The 16,119-nt window shown below is 30.4% G+C and carries 20 protein-coding genes; 8 read left to right on the top strand and 12 right to left on the bottom strand.

Going from position 1 to position 16,119, the window contains the following annotated elements; translation table 11 throughout:
• Positions 1–2 precede the first annotated feature (2 nt).
• A complete protein-coding gene (locus VBY68_RS11290) occupies positions 3–1,373 on the bottom strand; it encodes a tetratricopeptide repeat protein (protein WP_099216254.1) in 1,371 nt (456 codons plus the stop codon).
• 194 nt (positions 1,374–1,567) lie between these two features.
• Between VBY68_RS11290 and VBY68_RS11285 the strand changes: the two genes are divergently transcribed.
• Both VBY68_RS11285 and VBY68_RS11280 read left to right on the top strand, forming a co-directional pair.
• Positions 1,568–1,909, top strand: coding sequence for a DUF2853 family protein (locus VBY68_RS11285; protein WP_099216255.1), 342 nt, complete (start codon positions 1,568–1,570; stop codon positions 1,907–1,909).
• 89 nt (positions 1,910–1,998) lie between these two features.
• A complete protein-coding gene (locus VBY68_RS11280; protein ID WP_415269788.1) occupies positions 1,999–3,423 on the top strand; it encodes an L-serine ammonia-lyase in 1,425 nt (474 codons plus the stop codon).
• Between the two features lie 6 nt (positions 3,424–3,429).
• On the opposite strand, the gene VBY68_RS11275 is transcribed toward VBY68_RS11280, so the two are convergent.
• From VBY68_RS11275 to VBY68_RS11265, 3 genes are all read right to left on the bottom strand, one after another.
• On the bottom strand, positions 3,430–4,068 hold the full coding sequence (locus tag VBY68_RS11275; RefSeq protein ID WP_415269787.1) for a SanA/YdcF family protein: 639 nt from the start codon (positions 4,066–4,068) through the stop codon (positions 3,430–3,432).
• A complete protein-coding gene (gene yaaA, locus VBY68_RS11270; RefSeq protein ID WP_415269786.1) occupies positions 4,069–4,827 on the bottom strand; it encodes a peroxide stress protein YaaA in 759 nt (252 codons plus the stop codon).
• Positions 4,828–4,920: 93 nt separating this feature from the next.
• The gene (locus VBY68_RS11265; protein WP_415269785.1) at positions 4,921–5,697 is read right to left on the bottom strand and encodes an MBL fold metallo-hydrolase; all 777 of its coding nucleotides are present in this window, start codon (positions 5,695–5,697) and stop codon (positions 4,921–4,923) included.
• 81 nt (positions 5,698–5,778) lie between these two features.
• Between VBY68_RS11265 and VBY68_RS11260 the strand changes: the two genes are divergently transcribed.
• The 4 genes from VBY68_RS11260 to VBY68_RS11245 all read left to right on the top strand — a co-directional run bounded on the left by VBY68_RS11260 (position 5,779) and on the right by VBY68_RS11245 (position 8,861).
• Positions 5,779–7,221 (top strand): nicotinate-nucleotide adenylyltransferase, encoded by a 1,443-nt coding sequence (locus tag VBY68_RS11260; protein ID WP_099216260.1) that lies wholly within the window; start codon positions 5,779–5,781, stop codon positions 7,219–7,221.
• 63 nt (positions 7,222–7,284) lie between these two features.
• Complete coding sequence (locus VBY68_RS11255) at positions 7,285–7,830, top strand: RNA polymerase sigma factor (protein ID WP_121147208.1); 546 nt, start codon at positions 7,285–7,287, stop codon at positions 7,828–7,830.
• A 33-nt stretch (positions 7,831–7,863) separates the two neighbouring features.
• Positions 7,864–8,400 (top strand): hypothetical protein, encoded by a 537-nt coding sequence (locus VBY68_RS11250; protein WP_099216262.1) that lies wholly within the window; start codon positions 7,864–7,866, stop codon positions 8,398–8,400.
• On the top strand, positions 8,397–8,861 hold the full coding sequence (locus tag VBY68_RS11245; protein ID WP_147431716.1) for a sensor of ECF-type sigma factor: 465 nt from the start codon (positions 8,397–8,399) through the stop codon (positions 8,859–8,861). Before VBY68_RS11250 ends, VBY68_RS11245 begins: the two co-directional genes overlap by 4 nt.
• A 30-nt stretch (positions 8,862–8,891) precedes the next feature.
• Here the strand turns inward: VBY68_RS11245 and VBY68_RS11240 are convergent, their stop codons facing one another.
• From VBY68_RS11240 to kdsB, 5 genes are all read right to left on the bottom strand, one after another.
• Positions 8,892–9,089: a hypothetical protein gene (locus VBY68_RS11240; protein WP_047789135.1), complete on the bottom strand. Its 198-nt coding sequence runs from the start codon at positions 9,087–9,089 to the stop codon at positions 8,892–8,894.
• Between the two features lie 134 nt (positions 9,090–9,223).
• Positions 9,224–9,490: a hypothetical protein gene (locus VBY68_RS11235; RefSeq protein ID WP_099216264.1), complete on the bottom strand. Its 267-nt coding sequence runs from the start codon at positions 9,488–9,490 to the stop codon at positions 9,224–9,226.
• Between the two features lie 23 nt (positions 9,491–9,513).
• Entirely contained in the window at positions 9,514–10,140 is a 627-nt protein-coding gene (locus VBY68_RS11230) for a chloramphenicol acetyltransferase (protein ID WP_099216265.1), read from the bottom strand.
• The gene (locus VBY68_RS11225; RefSeq protein WP_099216266.1) at positions 10,141–10,827 is read right to left on the bottom strand and encodes an HAD family hydrolase; all 687 of its coding nucleotides are present in this window, start codon (positions 10,825–10,827) and stop codon (positions 10,141–10,143) included.
• On the bottom strand, positions 10,820–11,554 hold the full coding sequence (gene kdsB, locus VBY68_RS11220) for a 3-deoxy-manno-octulosonate cytidylyltransferase (RefSeq protein WP_124591064.1): 735 nt from the start codon (positions 11,552–11,554) through the stop codon (positions 10,820–10,822). Before kdsB ends, VBY68_RS11225 begins: the two co-directional genes overlap by 8 nt.
• Positions 11,555–12,043: 489 nt before the next feature.
• Here kdsB and VBY68_RS11215 point away from each other — a divergent pair, with 489 nt between their 5' ends.
• Positions 12,044–12,397, top strand: coding sequence for a hypothetical protein (locus tag VBY68_RS11215; protein WP_121147205.1), 354 nt, complete (start codon positions 12,044–12,046; stop codon positions 12,395–12,397).
• Between the two features lie 88 nt (positions 12,398–12,485).
• Here the strand turns inward: VBY68_RS11215 and VBY68_RS11210 are convergent, their stop codons facing one another.
• The 3 genes from VBY68_RS11210 to idi are packed head-to-tail and all read right to left on the bottom strand — an operon-like array spanning position 12,486 to position 14,397.
• Complete coding sequence (locus VBY68_RS11210) at positions 12,486–13,457, bottom strand: type I phosphomannose isomerase catalytic subunit (protein ID WP_415269784.1); 972 nt, start codon at positions 13,455–13,457, stop codon at positions 12,486–12,488.
• A 3-nt stretch (positions 13,458–13,460) separates the two neighbouring features.
• A complete protein-coding gene (locus VBY68_RS11205; protein ID WP_121147203.1) occupies positions 13,461–13,874 on the bottom strand; it encodes a 6-pyruvoyl trahydropterin synthase family protein in 414 nt (137 codons plus the stop codon).
• Between the two features lies 1 nt (position 13,875).
• Positions 13,876–14,397 (bottom strand): isopentenyl-diphosphate Delta-isomerase, encoded by a 522-nt coding sequence (idi, locus tag VBY68_RS11200; protein WP_121147202.1) that lies wholly within the window; start codon positions 14,395–14,397, stop codon positions 13,876–13,878.
• Positions 14,398–14,505: 108 nt separating this feature from the next.
• Here idi and VBY68_RS11195 point away from each other — a divergent pair, with 108 nt between their 5' ends.
• A complete protein-coding gene (locus tag VBY68_RS11195; protein ID WP_121147201.1) occupies positions 14,506–16,092 on the top strand; it encodes a peptide chain release factor 3 in 1,587 nt (528 codons plus the stop codon).
• Positions 16,093–16,119 lie beyond the last annotated feature (27 nt).

Here is a 16,119-nt window from a genome sequence, read left to right as displayed (position 1 = left end):
CTTTATTGAACAGCTTTATCATAATTAGATATAATTTTTTGTATTCTTTTGTTTTCAAAAACAGAAGGATACAACTCTTTTACAATTGTATGATACTCAAAATCGATAGTTAAAGCGTTATTTAAATGTGTTACACTATATTCCTCTTTACCAAGAATCATAAATAACCCACAAAGTCTATACTCTATTTCTGCAAATTCTTTATACGTTTTCTTTGCTTGAATTAATATTTTAAGAGCTTCATTAAATTCCCCTAAAAACAGTAGAAGGTCAGCCAATGCAACATATATTTCAATTTCTCTATCTCCAAGTGATAAGCAAGTTCTAAAAGCTTTAACGGATTCTTCGTAAAAATTGAGTTTTAAATTGATATCTCCGTAACGTCTCCAGTATAAAACGTTTGCCTCATCTATATGTATAGCTTTATTAATGTAATACAGTGCTTTTTGATAGTTCTCTTGATTATAACAAGCATTTGTTAACAAAATCCATCCTCTATCTAAAAGTGGATCTTCATGTACTGCTTTTTTATAAAAGTGTATTGCTGTTTGTGTATTCTCAAGTTTCTCGTAACACTCTCCTATTCTTATGTAGGCATAAGCTGTTGGATCATCTAGTTCTAGTGTAACTAAATAATTTTCTATAGCTTCTTCATATCTCTTTAACTCTTCTAAAGATTTTGCTTTCTCTAAATACCCCCCTATAAAACTATCATCAATCAACACTGCATAATCAAAGGCTGTTAAAGCTTCCTTAAACAAACCTAACTCAAAATATTGCCTTCCTAATTGATGCCACGCAACTTCGCAATAAGGATTTTTATCTAAATATGAGTTTAAAAATTTTATCGCATCCTCATGACTATCTTGCATATCAAAACAATATACAATATTGTATAACGATGAATAGTCTTCATAATCTACCTCAATACATTTAGCAAAGTTTAAACGTGCATTTTCAAAATCATCTAGATATAGATACTCCATACCTATCATAGACCAAATATCAGACGGATCTTCTATATACTGCAAAGATTCTTTTAAAATAGCAATTGCTTCAGTGTGCTGTTTCTTTTTAGATAAGATAATTGCTTTTTGAATAAATACCTCATCATTATGAGGTTCTACAGCCTCAATATTAGATAGCATCTTAATTGCTTCATGCAATTCGTCTTCAAAAATTAAAATTTCTACTTTCATTAATTTTAATTGAATTGAAGATGGATGCTGTTCTAAACCTAGCTGTACAGCTTTTTTTGCCAACGACTGTTTACCTATATTTAAATAATGCTCTATAATTGTTTCAAATTCTACAGCATCAAAAAAATATACCTCATTGGTTTTCAACATGGATTCAAATTTTGATAATGACATAGGCTACAGATTTGAATTTATATAAATTTACTACAAGAACAGTACCTAATTACCTATTTGCTTATTTCTTTTCAACAATTTAATTAACAATAATAAGCTCTCTTTCTTATTAACACTAAGTTATTTGAAAGAGTTAATTATTTTTCTATATTTGAAAGAACAAAAAATTAATATCTAATTTTAAACAAAAAATCATGAGTAAATTTGACGAAAAAGTAGCACTTTATAAAAAATTCATGGACGATAGAGATATTCGTTCTAATACTGATTTATTAACTGCTGTAACTAAAGGATTAGGACCTTCTATTTATAAAAATGATGCTGAAACAGTATCAGGTAGTGATCCTAAAGAACTAGAAACAGTTAAGAAAAACTTTTTAATGAAAAAATTAGGTTTAGCTGATGGACCTGAATTAGATAAGGCTATTGGAGAAGTGATGGAGAGAATTGGAAAGTCTGAAAGAAATAAATATCGTGCAGTTGTATACTACATGTTAGTTAAGAAATTTGATAAAGAGTCTGTTTACGGAATGTAATAATATTCTTTTAAGAAATATAAGTCCTGTATTTAAGTTTTAAATACAGGACTTTTTTTATTTTAGCCACCAACAAACAACTTATATTTATGTCGCAATTTATTAGCGTTTTTGATATGCTTAAAATTGGGGTGGGACCTTCTAGCTCCCATACCTTAGGTCCTTGGAGAGCCGCCCAACAGTGGATACAAAAATTAAAAGAAACGAATGAATTTCTTTTAATCGAAGAAATAAAGGTAGACTTGTATGGTTCTCTTTCTTTAACTGGTAAAGGGCACGCGACAGATTTAGCTGTTTTATTAGGTTTAAGTGGTGCTGATCCGGAATATATCCCTATTGAAACAATCGATGTTATTATTAGTGATATTCAAACCAAAGAGCTTTTATTTTTTAATAATGAAAGAAATATTGCTTTTACCAATGGCTCAGTAACATTCAATAAGGAGTTTTTACCTTTTCATGCCAATGGAATGACTTTTAGAGGATTTGCTAACGGTGTAGAGATTTCTACGGAAACATACTATTCTATTGGTGGAGGTTTTATTGTACAAGAAGATGATAATCTTGCTGAAGATATTGAAATTAATAAACAAAATTTTCCATTTCCAATCAACAGAGCTACTGAGCTTGAAGCCTATTGTGAAAAGGAAGGGTTAAATATTTCTGATATTGTTTACCAAAACGAACTTGTAATTAATTCTGCAGAGGAAATTGACAAAGAATTATACCGTATTTGGAATACAATGTTAGAGTGTATGTACATAGGTTGTCATACTCAAGGAATTTTACCTGGCGGATTAAATGTAAAGCGACGTGCATTTGAAACACACCAAAAACTTATTAAAGATGCTCAATACACTAATCAACAAGAATGGATTACTGCTATTAGAGGCACCGAAGTTAAGTTTCGTGAAATTTTAAAATGGGTAAGTTGTTTAGCCTTATCTGTTAACGAGGTAAACGCTGCTTTAGGTAGAGTTGTTACCGCTCCTACTAATGGAAGTGCTGGAGTTATTCCTGCTGTAATAATGTATTACTTAGTAATAGAAAACCACGATGCTACTTTTGAGCATGTTAAAAAATTCTTACTTGTTGCTGGAGAAATAGGAAGTATCTTTAAGAAAAATGCTACAATTTCTGCCGCTATGGGTGGTTGTCAAGCTGAAATTGGTGTATCTTCTGCCATGGCCGCTGCTGCATTAACAGAATTATTAGGCGGAACCCCATCACAATGCTTAGTTGCTGCTGAAATTGCTATGGAACATCATTTAGGTCTTACATGTGATCCTATTGGCGGATTAGTACAAGTACCTTGTATTGAGCGTAACGCTATGGGAGCCATTAAAGCTATCAACGCTGCTGAATTAGCTTTAGAAACAAACCCAAAAGACTCTAAAGTACCTTTAGACAAAGTAGTTGATACCATGTGGGAAACAGCTAAAGATATGAATAGGAATTATAAAGAAACTTCAGAAGGAGGTTTGGCCGTAACTGTACGATTAGCGGACTGTTAATCTCTACTATTTTATCTCTATTGGTTCTCCTAAAAATTTAGGTTTTATATTAAAAAGGATATCAATAAAAACTTTTACTCTAGCTAAGTACTCTCTTAGCTGGACTTTTATTGCTTTTTTGCCTGAAACTCCTTTAGCATTATATCCTATTGCATCAATCTCAAAATGGTTTGCTAAATATAAAGCTCTTTCATTATGGAATTGTTGAGAGATAATAGTTACTGAAGTCTGCCCGAAAATTTCTTTAATTCTTACTACCGAATCTAAAGTTCTAAAACCAGCATAATCTAAATATATTTTATCCTCAGGAATTCCTGCTTTAATCAAATCATTTTTAAAATCGGTTGGTTCATCATATCCTTCAGACCCATTATCACCACTAACTAAAATAAAATCAATCTTCTTTGCTTTATATAACTCCACAGCAGCATTCAATCGAAATTGATAGTACAAATTCACTCTACCATCAGATAGATACTTTACCGTACCTAATAACAATCCTACTTTGTTTTTAGGAATTGTTTCAGTAGTATTAAATAGTTTTTCTTCCGCATTTTTAATTATTACTTTATTTGATGTGTAAATAGCAATAACAATTAATAAACAACTTAAAAGAAAAAGAATAGCAACTTTTTTTCGTTTCATTTATCTTGTGAAAACTAATTCTGTTTCAGTAGACATTTCTTCAGAAAAACCATATCCTTCCACATCAAAACCTTTTAATTCTTCTAAAGTTTCTACATTATTATCTATAATGTAACGCACCATTAATCCCCTCGCTTTTTTAGCAAATGTCATAATCGTTTTATACTGTCCGTTTTTAAAATCTTTAAAAACTGGGGTTATCATAGGTACTTTTAATGCTTTTTTAGGAAGTGCTTTAAAATACTCTGTGCTTGCTAAGTTGATTAACAACTCCCCCTCTTCTAACTCTTCATTTAGTGACTCAGCTAATGTAGTATCCCAGAACTTATATAAGTTTTCTCTTCTTCCTACTTTTAACTTAGTTCCCATTTCCAAACGATATGGCTGAATTAAATCTAAAGGTTTTAGTAAACCATACAGCCCTGATAAAATTCTCAACTTTTCTTGTAAAACAGGAATCTTATCTTCTGAAATTGAATTAGCATCAATCCCTCTATATACTTCTCCTGTAAATGCAAACACTGCTTGTTTTGCATTATCTAAAGAAAAAGGAGGTTGCCAATCTTGATTTCTGTCATAATTTAAACTTGCTAAATCATCAGAAATCTTCATTAACTCACTCAATTTTTTTCTTGATAATGTTTTTAATTTCTTATTTAATTTTTCAGATTGTTCTAAAAACCTAGGTTGTGTATATACATCGGTAGTCGCTTTGTTTTCAAAGTCTAACGATTTTGCTGGCGATATAATAATTTTCATGCTGTAAAATTTAAAGTAAAAATAAGAAGCTATTTTAAAATCATCAATTACTTCAGGTAATTTATATTGATTGTAGTATTGATATTTTTAATACTAAACTTGTAATCCATCATAAGCTAAAAACACATTCTCAGGCAACTCTTTTTCAACCTCATCATGTAACCCCAAAAGCTCACTAATATGGGTTAGATATGCTTTCTTAGGTTTAATCTCTTCTATAAAACTTAATGATTCTTCTAAATTAAAATGTGTTTTATGTGGCTCTCTTCGCAAACCTGTAACAATTAAAACATCTAAATCATTTAGTTTTTCTTTCTCTTCTTTAGAAATAGTTTTAATATCAGTTATATAAGCTACATTATTAAAACGGTATCCGAGAATTGGCAAATTACCATGCATTACTTCAATTGGTGTTACCTCTACTCCATCTAACTCAAAACTTTTTTTATGTGATATAATGGTTGGAGCTACACTTGGTGCACTTGGATATCGGTTTTCATTTGCGAATATATAATCGTATCGCTTTTGTAAAACTCCCAGTACTCTTTCTGTTAAATAAATAGGTACTGGACCTATTTGAAAACAATACGGCCTTATTTCATCTAAACCAGCTATATGATCAGCATGTTCATGTGTAAATAAAATTCCGTTTATTGACGCCACTTCTTCACGCATCATTTGCTGACGAAAATCAGGTCCGCAATCAATCACATAATTAATATCATTCCATGAAACCAACACCGAAGATCGTAATCTTTTGTCTTTCGGGTTTTTAGATAAAGCTACAGGATGTTTACTTGTAATCATTGGAACTCCAGTAGAAGTTCCTGTTCCTAAAAAAGTTATTTTTACTTGATTTTTTTTCTTCATTTTCACCACAAAAATACAACAAAAATTGTCTGTTCGTTTGTAATTTCAGTACATTTGTACTACGTAACTAAAAATAACAAAATGGCAATTACGTTAAAAGGAGATCAAAAGATAAGTACTGTACCAACTACTAAAATGAAGTCGTTAAAAATTAATTTAAACGCTCATATATATGGAACTTTTGCAGAGATTGGAGCTGGTCAAGAAACTGTTCGTAATTTTTTTAGAGCTGGTGGAGCTTCTGGTACAATAGCAAAAGCCATGAGTGCTTATGACAAAGACTTTTCTGATGCCATTTATGGAGTTGAAAAAGACAATCGTTATGTTACTGAACCTAGATTAAAAAAGATGCTAAAGCATGAAATGGATTTAATTGAGGAGCGTCTTGATCGTCAAAAGCATCCTGATAAATTGTTTTTTAGTTATGCTAACACGGTAGCAACCATTAACTTTACTAAGAAATTCAAAGGTCATGGTTGGGTTGGTATTCGTTTTCAGTTAGATCCATTAGAAGATTACAACGAAATTGTTTTACACCTCCGTTTTAAAGAAACTGATGCTCGTCAGCAACAAGAAACGTTAGGTGTTTTAGGTGTAAACTTAATTTATGGAGCTTACTACTTAAATGACAATCCAAAAGACTTATTAAAGTCTTTTTACGACAACATTGATAAAGACCGTTTAGAGATTGATATGATTAACTTCTCTGGTCCTCGATTTATGTATGTTGATAATCGTTTAATGAGTTTACAACTTGTTAAAAATGGGATGACTAATGCTGTAATGTTTGGTCCTGATGGAAACAACTTATTACCAGCACAAGTACTTTATAAAAAGAATATCTTAGCACTTCGTGGTAGCTACAGACCTGTTACCAAGGTAAATATGGATATGTTTGAACGTGCTAAACAATTATTCTTTGACGAGAATAAAGTAGACCCAAAAAAGACAAAAATTATTTTTGAGATTACCTTGAGTAACCTTCGTGCCGAAGGAGAAATTAATGAACGTGACTTTTTAGATAGAGCTGAACTTTTATGTTCTCTTGGTCAAAATGTTATGATTACCAACTATCAAGAGTACTTCAAGCTAGTAGAATACTTTAGTGAATACACTAAAGAACGTATGGGACTTGCTATGGGAGTTTACAACCTGATTCAAATTTTTGATGAAAAATACTACCGTGATTTAAGTGGTGGTATTTTAGAAGCTTTTGGTAAACTTTTCTATAGAGATTTAAAGGTATATATGTATCCTTATAAAAATGAGGAAACAGGTGAATATATAACTAGCGAAAACCTTAAAGTACATCCAAGAATGAAAGAACTTTATAAGTTCTTTAAAAACAATGGTCGTTTAATTGATATTAAAGATTTCAATCCTAACATCTTACATATTTTTTCTAGAAAAGTTTTAAAGAAAATAAAAAACGGAGAAGAAGGATGGGAAGAAATGCTTCCTAAAGGAGTTTCTGAAACTATCAAGGAAAAACGTTTATTTGGATGTACAAAAAGAATTAAGTAATCTTTTTACACCTCTTTTTAAACCTTTTATTATCTTTAAAGTCTAACAGCTAAACAGTTTTAGTTGATTGACGAAATTACACTTATAGATCAATTACAGCAGTCTACAACCAAAGAGATTGCTTTTAAAAGCCTTGTATCTCAATATAAAGAGCGATTGTATTGGCATATACGAAAAATTGTAATTTCTCATGAAGATGCTGATGATGTTTTACAAAATACTTTTATAAAAGTTTTTAAAAATATTGATCATTTTAAAAGGGACAGTAAACTGTTTTCTTGGATGTATAGAATAGCTACTAACGAAGCTATAACCTTCATCAATAAAAAAGCTAAAGAAAAAAACATACATATTTCTGATTATCAACTACAAATAACCTCTACGCTAGATAGCGATTATTGGTTTTCTGGTGATGAAATTCAGCTTATTTTGCAAAAAGCAATTGCTACATTACCTCAAAAACAACAATTAGTATTTAACATGAAGTACTTTGACACAATGAAATATGAAGAAATTTCTGAGATACTCGACACCTCAGTTGGAGCTTTAAAAGCCTCGTATCATATAGCTGCAAAAAAAATAGAACATTTTATAAAGAACTATAATTAAACCTTTTACAAAAACAATAGTCTTACTAGGGTAATGAATGAAAAATTAAAACATACTATAAATTTTATAAACCAACAGGTTGGCAAAGATTGTGGTTTTTCTACTCCTCAAAACTATTTTGAAGAAGTTGAAGAAACAATTAACACTTCCGTATTTATAGATAGTTTACCCAAAAAGAAAGCATTTAGTGCCCCTGACGGTTATCTTGATACGATTGAAGCTAAAATACAATCAAAATTAGAAACAGAACAAACTACAGAAACTAAAGTAATTTCTTTACGTAAAAGAATTCTACAATATATTCCTGTAGCAGCAGCGGCTTCAGTTTTGCTTTTTATTGGTATTAATTATTTTAATACTCAAAAAATTACTTTTGAAGATATTACTATTACTGATATAGAATCTTGGTATGAAAATGGATATGGTGACATTGACAACAGCGAACTTGCAGTAACAATAAACACTTCAGAACTAGAAGAAGATATATTTGCTTCTATTAGCGATGAAACACTAGAAGATTACCTAGATTCTGTTGACATACCTACACTTATAAACGAAATAGAACAATGATGAAGAAACACTTACTTATATTATTAGTAGCTTTTACTTCTTTTTTTTCTGTTCAATCACAGACTAAAAAGGGAAACTATGAAAAAATTAAAGCTTTTAAAGTAGCTTTTCTTTCTGAAAAGTTAAACCTAACGGAAGAGGAAGCTGATAAGTTCTGGCCATTATACAATGTGTACGATAAAAAAATGGTTGAGCTTCATAAAGCAGAACGTTACAGTATAAAAAAGAAAATACTTAGTTGTGGAGGAATTGATAGCTTAACCGATAAAGAATCAAAAGAAATTGTCAATAAAATTAAGTCTGTTTCAAAAGAACAATATGAAACTAAAACTAATTTTTATGATAACCTTTCTACCTTTTTATCAGATAAAAAAATCCTCACTTTAGAGGTGGCTGAACACGAATTTCACCGAAAGCTTATAAAAAAGCTAAAAGGTGAAAAAAGGAAACATCGAAAATAAAAAAAGGAAGCTTATAAAGCTTCCTTTTTTTTACTTATCGACTAAGGCTAAGCAAACATATAAATCTGGTTTATTAGCCGTAAATTGTTTTAGCCAAATAGTTAGTTCATCTATTTCATAAGGTAGTAATCTACCTAAAGCTTTTTCAAGCTCTTTACAAAATAAATCAGCGTTAAAACTAACCTTTTGAAGTACAGTTTTCGTGTACTCGTACATAGCTCTTGCCATATTTATTGGGGTTATCTGTTATTAAATACTGAACGTAATTTACGAAATTTTATTCCAATGTTAGTGTTAAAATTTATCAAAAAAAAAGCGAGACTTAAATAAGTCTCGCTTTTTAAACATATAATTTATAGTATTTATAAACTATTTACTTTTTCTATTAAAGCGTTTGCTCTTGACTCTAACTCAGCATTTACTGATTTGTAGTGAGCCTTTTTATCTTCAACATTTTTTGCGTTTACTTTTGCAATTAAATCATCAAAAGTTACAATAACTTCATCTACGATAGCATTTGCTTTAGCTTTATCAGCTTCAGGATCTAATTCTGTAGCTATTTGACAAATACTAATAATGTCTCCTAATGTATAGTTAATATCTTTTTTTAAATTTTTTATGCTTGCCATAATTATAAATATTTAGTGCAAAATTAATCGATTTTATCTAATTCTTGTTGAAATTTTTCAAAAAACTGCCCAACATGATATCCATCTACCAAAGCGTGGTTTACATTTACTGCTACTGGCATTAACATTTTATCATTTTCATGCTTTATTTTACCAAAAGCCAATTGAGGAACGCTATCATTTTTGTTTCCTGAAAATGGTTCTTTATGACCTGTAAAACTTACCCAAGGAATTGCTGAAGAGTGTATACATCCTAACGAATATCTAATAGGTAATAAATTAGTAGTATTTTGTATTCGTTCTTTTTCTTCTAGATAACTTTGGTTAAACGTTTCAAAATCTTCAGAATAATCAAAATAAGAAAAACCAAATGTTGTATCTGTTCTTGCTACGGTTGTTGATGCATTAATTACATCATAAATTGTAACTTTATCTCCTTCTATTCTGTATTTAAAGTTTTCAACGGCATTTATAGCTCTCATACAAGCATGAAAATACCGAACAAAAAAGGATTGGTTTTTATCTTTTGCCGATTGATAAGTTTTAGACACATCTACATCTGCTACTAAACCAAAAGTTGGATCTGCTAAAGCCCTAAAATGTTTAAAAAGTTCTTTTCTATTCCAGTTTTCAATATCTAGATATCTCATCTATAAAAACTTTAACACATCTGTAATATTAGACACTGTTTTATAAGCATCCGATTTTTGTTCTTCATTTACTTCTTCGTGCGCCCATGTTGTATGAAATGGAACATGAATTGCAGTAGCTCCTATTTCAATTAACGGCAACACATCAGATTTTAATGAGTTTCCTATCATTAAAAACTCCGAAGGATTAATATCTAACCGTTTTACTAGTTTTTTATAATCGGCTTTTTTCTTCTCACTCATTACTTCTGTGTGGTGAAAATATTTTAAGATTCCTGATTTAGCTAATTTACGCTCTTGATCTAACAAATCTCCTTTTGTTGCTACAATTAACTTGTACTTTCCGTGTAACTCTTGTAGAACCTCTTCTACCCCATCTAACAACTCTATTGGCTTTTCTAACATCTCTTTTCCTATCTCTAAAATTGCTTCCATTTTCTTTGGACTGATTTTATAGTTAGAAATCTCTAAAGCACATTCAACCATAGACAACATAAAACCTTTTACTCCATAGCCATATATTTTAAGGTTTTCTATTTCCTTTTTAAATAATTCTTGATGAATTTTATTTTCTGTTTCATAATCAGACAATAATTGAGCAAAATCATCTTCTGCATCACGAAAGTAAGTCTCATTTACCCAAAGAGTATCGTCGGCATCAAAGGATATAATTTTAATGTTATTCATTTTCTAATAATTTTATAGCTTTTTCTAAGTCTTCAGGAGTATCAATTCCAATACTTTCTACTGAAGTTTCAATCATTTTAATTTTTTTTCCTACTTCTAAATAGCGAATACATTCAATTTTTTCAGCAGCCTCAATTGGAGTCATAGGTGTGTGGTAAAAATCAATTAATGCTTCTTTTCTGAATGCATAAACTCCCTTATGTTTATAGTAATTAACCACTACTTCTTTATCTCGATGATACGGAATTACACTTCTTGAAAAGTAAATAGCAAAATCATTCATATCAGTAATTACCTTTACGTTATTAGAGTTTTGAATATCTTCCTCATCCGTCATTTTTACTTTTAGCGATGCTAAATCAATTTCCTTTTGAATATCAGATTTAAAAACACTAATTAATTTTGATAACGAAACTGTATCGATAAAGGGCTCATCTCCTTGTACGTTTACCACGATATCTACGTCTAAGTTTTCAACCGCTTCAGCAATTCTATCAGAACCACATTCGTGTTCCTTTTTACTCATTAACACCTTACCTCCTACCTTTTCTATAGAGTTATAAATTACTTCAGAGTCTGTTACTACATACACTTCATCAAACAAATCAGCTTTTACCGCAGCCTCATAAGTTCTTACAATTACAGGTTTTCCGCCTAAATCTTTCATTAATTTTCCTGGAAAACGTGATGCACTATAACGTGCAGGAATCATTGCTATTATCTTCATAAATAATCATAAGTGTTTACGTATCAAAGATACATATTTATACTACTACTATAAAAACTGATAAAGCTCACATTGATAAAACTTTAACATTAAATACTTTTTGATTTTATTCAATTATTAAAAACTTTTACTATTTTTGGATCATTATGAAGGCGCTTTTAGGCACATACACGTTTATTTTTAACACAATCAATTCGATTATGTGTAATGCCCGCATGCATAAACAATATGTATATGTAACTAAAAGCACCCAAAGAAACAGATTTAAACATCGATTTTAAATAATCAATTTTTATAAAACTTAACCAAGGTGCTTTTTAAAAAAAAGCACCTTTTTTTATTTACTAATATTTTAAATTTTAAACATTATGAACACTTTTAAGTATCGAAATTCAATTAGAAAACACGTAGCCTCAACAGTAATGTACTCAGTACAAAATCCATTTTACAGAGATCCGGAATTACTAATACTTAATCCTTAAAATTATCATGAAAACATTAAACATCACTTCAAACAATAAGTCTAACCAATTTATAGTTAACAAAAAACAAGTTAGTAAAAACAAAGTGCTAAAAGCTTCTGTTTTATATGATAAAATTGAATCTAGCGCGAACACTTCTTTAGACTTTTATCCAGATTCTTCTAATTTTAGTTTTAACAGCATCGAATTTGATCTGTTAGGCAATGCCTACCTTAATGATAAGCTTGTTATCAAAAACAATATTAAAAAATTGAGTGATACTGAAATTATTTTCAATATAACAGTATCTAAAAAAGAAGAAAAGAAACAAAATATTATTTGTACAGCTACTTTTGGCTATACTATTAAAAAAGCATCTTAATTATTCCTAAAAATTGATTTTACAATCAATTGAGCAATCGTTAAGTTAGTTTGGTTTGTTTATAAGCTTAGGAGATTTTCTCTTAAGCTTATTTTATATACGTTTCTAATAATTCTGAAGAACCTTCTGATAAAATTTCTACTTTGTCAATACATGCTGGTACCAAGATTGTTTCTCCTTTTCTTATAATTTCTTGTTGATTATTATAAAAAAATGTTACTTCTCCTTCCACACACATGTATATTATAAAACTATCTTTTCTTGATAAATCAACTTCTTTCTTTCCTTTTACAGGAAGGATATTCGTTGTAAAATAAGGGCATGTAACTACTTGACTTGCTACATTTTCTTGTTTAGAGTAAGTTGTTTTATAAGTATTCTTAGCTAAAAAGTCTATTGCTTTTAATGCTTTTTCTGTATGCAATTCTCGGTAATTACCATCAATATCTTTTCTATCCCAATCATAAATACGATAAGTAATATCTGAAGTTTGCTGTATTTCCGCAATCAATAAACCTGCTCCAATAGCATGCACTCTACCTGGAGGTACAAAATACACATCTCCTTTAGTTACTTTATCAACATTTAATATGCTTAAAAGTGTTTTATTATCAAGATGCTGTATGTATTCTTCTTTACTTGAATTTTCTTTGAACCCTATTATAATACTAGCCTCTTCATCAGCTTGCATTACATACCACATTTCGGTCTTTCCATAAGACTCTTGAAGTCCTGCTAAATCATCATCAGGATGTACCTGAATACTTAGTACTTCTTTAGCATCTATAAACTTTATTAACAGCGGAAACTGTTTTCCAAAAGTTTTATAAACATAATTACCTACTAAATCGTACTTATATTCTTTTAAAAGACTTCTTAATGTCCTCCCTTTTAGGTTACCATTACTAACGATTGATTCATCTCCATCTACATCAGAAATCTCCCAACTCTCACCAATATTGGATCCGTCTGAGTTTTTATGAAATAGTTGGTTTAGTTTTTTTCCTCCCCAAATTTTTTGTTTTAAAATTGGAGTAAATCGTAGTAATTGGTTTATCATAGATTATGCACCTCTATAAGTTACGTAGTTTCTTGGAGTTTCGTATAATGTAACTTCTAAGTCTAATTTTTCAGGAATACTTACACGTAATTTATTATAAATTACTACAGATATATTTTCTACTGTAGGATTAATGCTTTTAAACTCTTCAACTTCAATATTTAAGTTTTTATGATCTAAAACATCTTCAACCTTCAACTTAATTAAATCTTTCAGTTTACCTAAATCATACACATAACCTGTTTCTTGATCTATCTCACCAGTTAATGAAACAATTAACTCATAATTATGACCATGATAATTAGGATTGCTACATTTACCAAAAACCTCATGATTTTTCTCGTCAGACCATTTAGGATTAAATAACCTGTGTGCAGCATTAAAATGTGCTTTTCTATGAACTGTTACTTTGGGCATATTAAATATACTTAGATATTTTATCGTAAGATTCTTTAAAAATTATTTTAAACCAAGCTGTATATTCTTCTGGATGATTTTCTATATCATTTTTCACCTCTTCTAAAGGCATCCATTTATATGAAGCTACTTCTTCTGGGTTTACAATAGGTTCGTCGTTAAATCTACCAATCATTACATGATCATATTCATGTTCTGTCAAACCATTATCAAATGGTGCTTTATAGATAAAAGAAAACACCTCTTCTAACTCACAAGAAAATCCCATTTCCTCTTGTAGCCTACGTTTTCCAGCCTCTATATTCGACTCTCCATCTCTTTGGTGTGAACAACAAGTATTTGTCCATAATAAAGGTGAATGATATTTTTCAGCAGCACGTTGTTGCAACATCAATTCATTTTTATCATTAAAAACAAATACCGAAAATGCCCTGTGTAGTAAAGCTTTTTCATGTGCCTCAATCTTTTCCATTAATCCTATCGGATTGTCTTGCTGATCAACTAAAATTACTTGCTCTTTCATCTAGAAAATTTACGAAAAGCAAACTTACGAAATTGAGACCAGTTCAACAATTAAAACCTTTTGAACAGTTCGCTTTAAAATGTATCTTTGCAACCTTAAAATTTATAGATGAGTTTTTTAGAAGAAATACAGAAGAGACGTACATTCGGAATTATATCACACCCCGATGCTGGTAAAACTACCCTAACTGAAAAGTTATTACTTTTTGGTGGAGCAATTCAAGAAGCTGGAGCGGTAAAAAATAACAAAATTAAAAAGGGAGCTACTTCCGATTTTATGGAAATTGAACGCCAACGTGGTATCTCGGTAGCCACTTCTGTATTAGCTTTCATTTATAAAGACAAGAAAATAAACATTCTTGATACACCTGGTCACAAGGATTTTGCTGAAGATACCTTTAGAACTTTAACTGCGGTTGATAGTGTTATTGTAGTTATTGATGTTGCAAAAGGGGTTGAGGAACAAACCGAAAAATTAGTAGAGGTTTGTCGTATGCGTAAAATTCCGATGATTGTTTTTATCAACAAATTAGATCGTGAAGGTAAAGATGCTTTTGATTTATTAGATGAAGTTGAGCAAAAATTAGGTTTAAAAGTAACTCCTTTAAGTTTCCCTATCGGAATGGGATACGACTTTAAAGGAATTTATAATATTTGGGAAAAGAAACTAAATATATTTTCTGGAGACAATAAACAAACCATTTCTGAAGGTGTTGAATTTGATGATATAGATAATCCTGAGCTAGATAAAATTGTTGGAGAAAATTCTGCAAATACACTTCGTGAAGAATTAGAATTAGTGAATGAAGTATACCCAGAGTTTGATCAAGAAGCTTATGTGAATGGAGATTTACAGCCTGTTTTCTTTGGTTCCGCTTTAAACAACTTTGGAGTGAAGGAATTATTAGATTGCTTTATTGATATTGCTCCAAACCCACAACCAAAACAAGCTGAAGAACGTTTAGTTGATTCAAAAGAAGAAAAACTAACTGGATTCGTATTTAAGATTCATGCAAATATGGATCCTAAACACCGTGATCGTTTAGCTTTCGTGAAGATTGTTTCTGGAACTTTTAAAAGAAATACCCCTTACTTACATGTTCGTAACGGTAAGAAAGTAAAGTTTTCTAGCCCTAATGCCTTTTTTGCTGAAAAGAAAGAAATTGTTGAAGAATCTTTCCCAGGTGATATTGTTGGTTTACACGATACAGGAAACTTTAAAATTGGAGATACCTTAACTGAAGGAGAGCAATTAAACTTCAAAGGAATTCCTAGTTTCTCTCCAGAACATTTCCGTTATGTAAACAATGCTGACCCAATGAAAGCTAAACAATTATACAAAGGTTTAGATCAGCTAATGGACGAAGGAGTTGCGCAGTTATTTACAATGGAGATGAATGGAAGAAGAATTATTGGTACTGTAGGAGCTTTACAGTATGAGGTAATTCAGTATCGTTTAGAGCATGAATATGGAGCTAAATGTTCTTATGAAAATATTGCTGTACACAAAGCCTGTTGGGTTGAACCAGAAGACCCTAAAAATGAAGAATTCAAAGAGTTTAAACGTGTAAAACAACGTTATTTAGCTAAAGATAAACAAGGTCAGTTAGTATTTTTAGCCGACTCTCCTTTTACAATTCAAATGACACAAAGTAAATACCCTACGGTAAAATTACATTTCACTAGTGAATTCTAAAAAACACTACATAGTATTTTTTCTTTT

This window comes from Tenacibaculum ascidiaceicola (assembly GCF_047470925.1).
In the GTDB taxonomy this organism is placed as follows: domain Bacteria; phylum Bacteroidota; class Bacteroidia; order Flavobacteriales; family Flavobacteriaceae; genus Polaribacter; species Polaribacter discolor.
The sequence above is the reverse complement of the archived record's forward strand: the minus strand, read 5'-3'. Positions and strand labels throughout refer to the sequence as shown.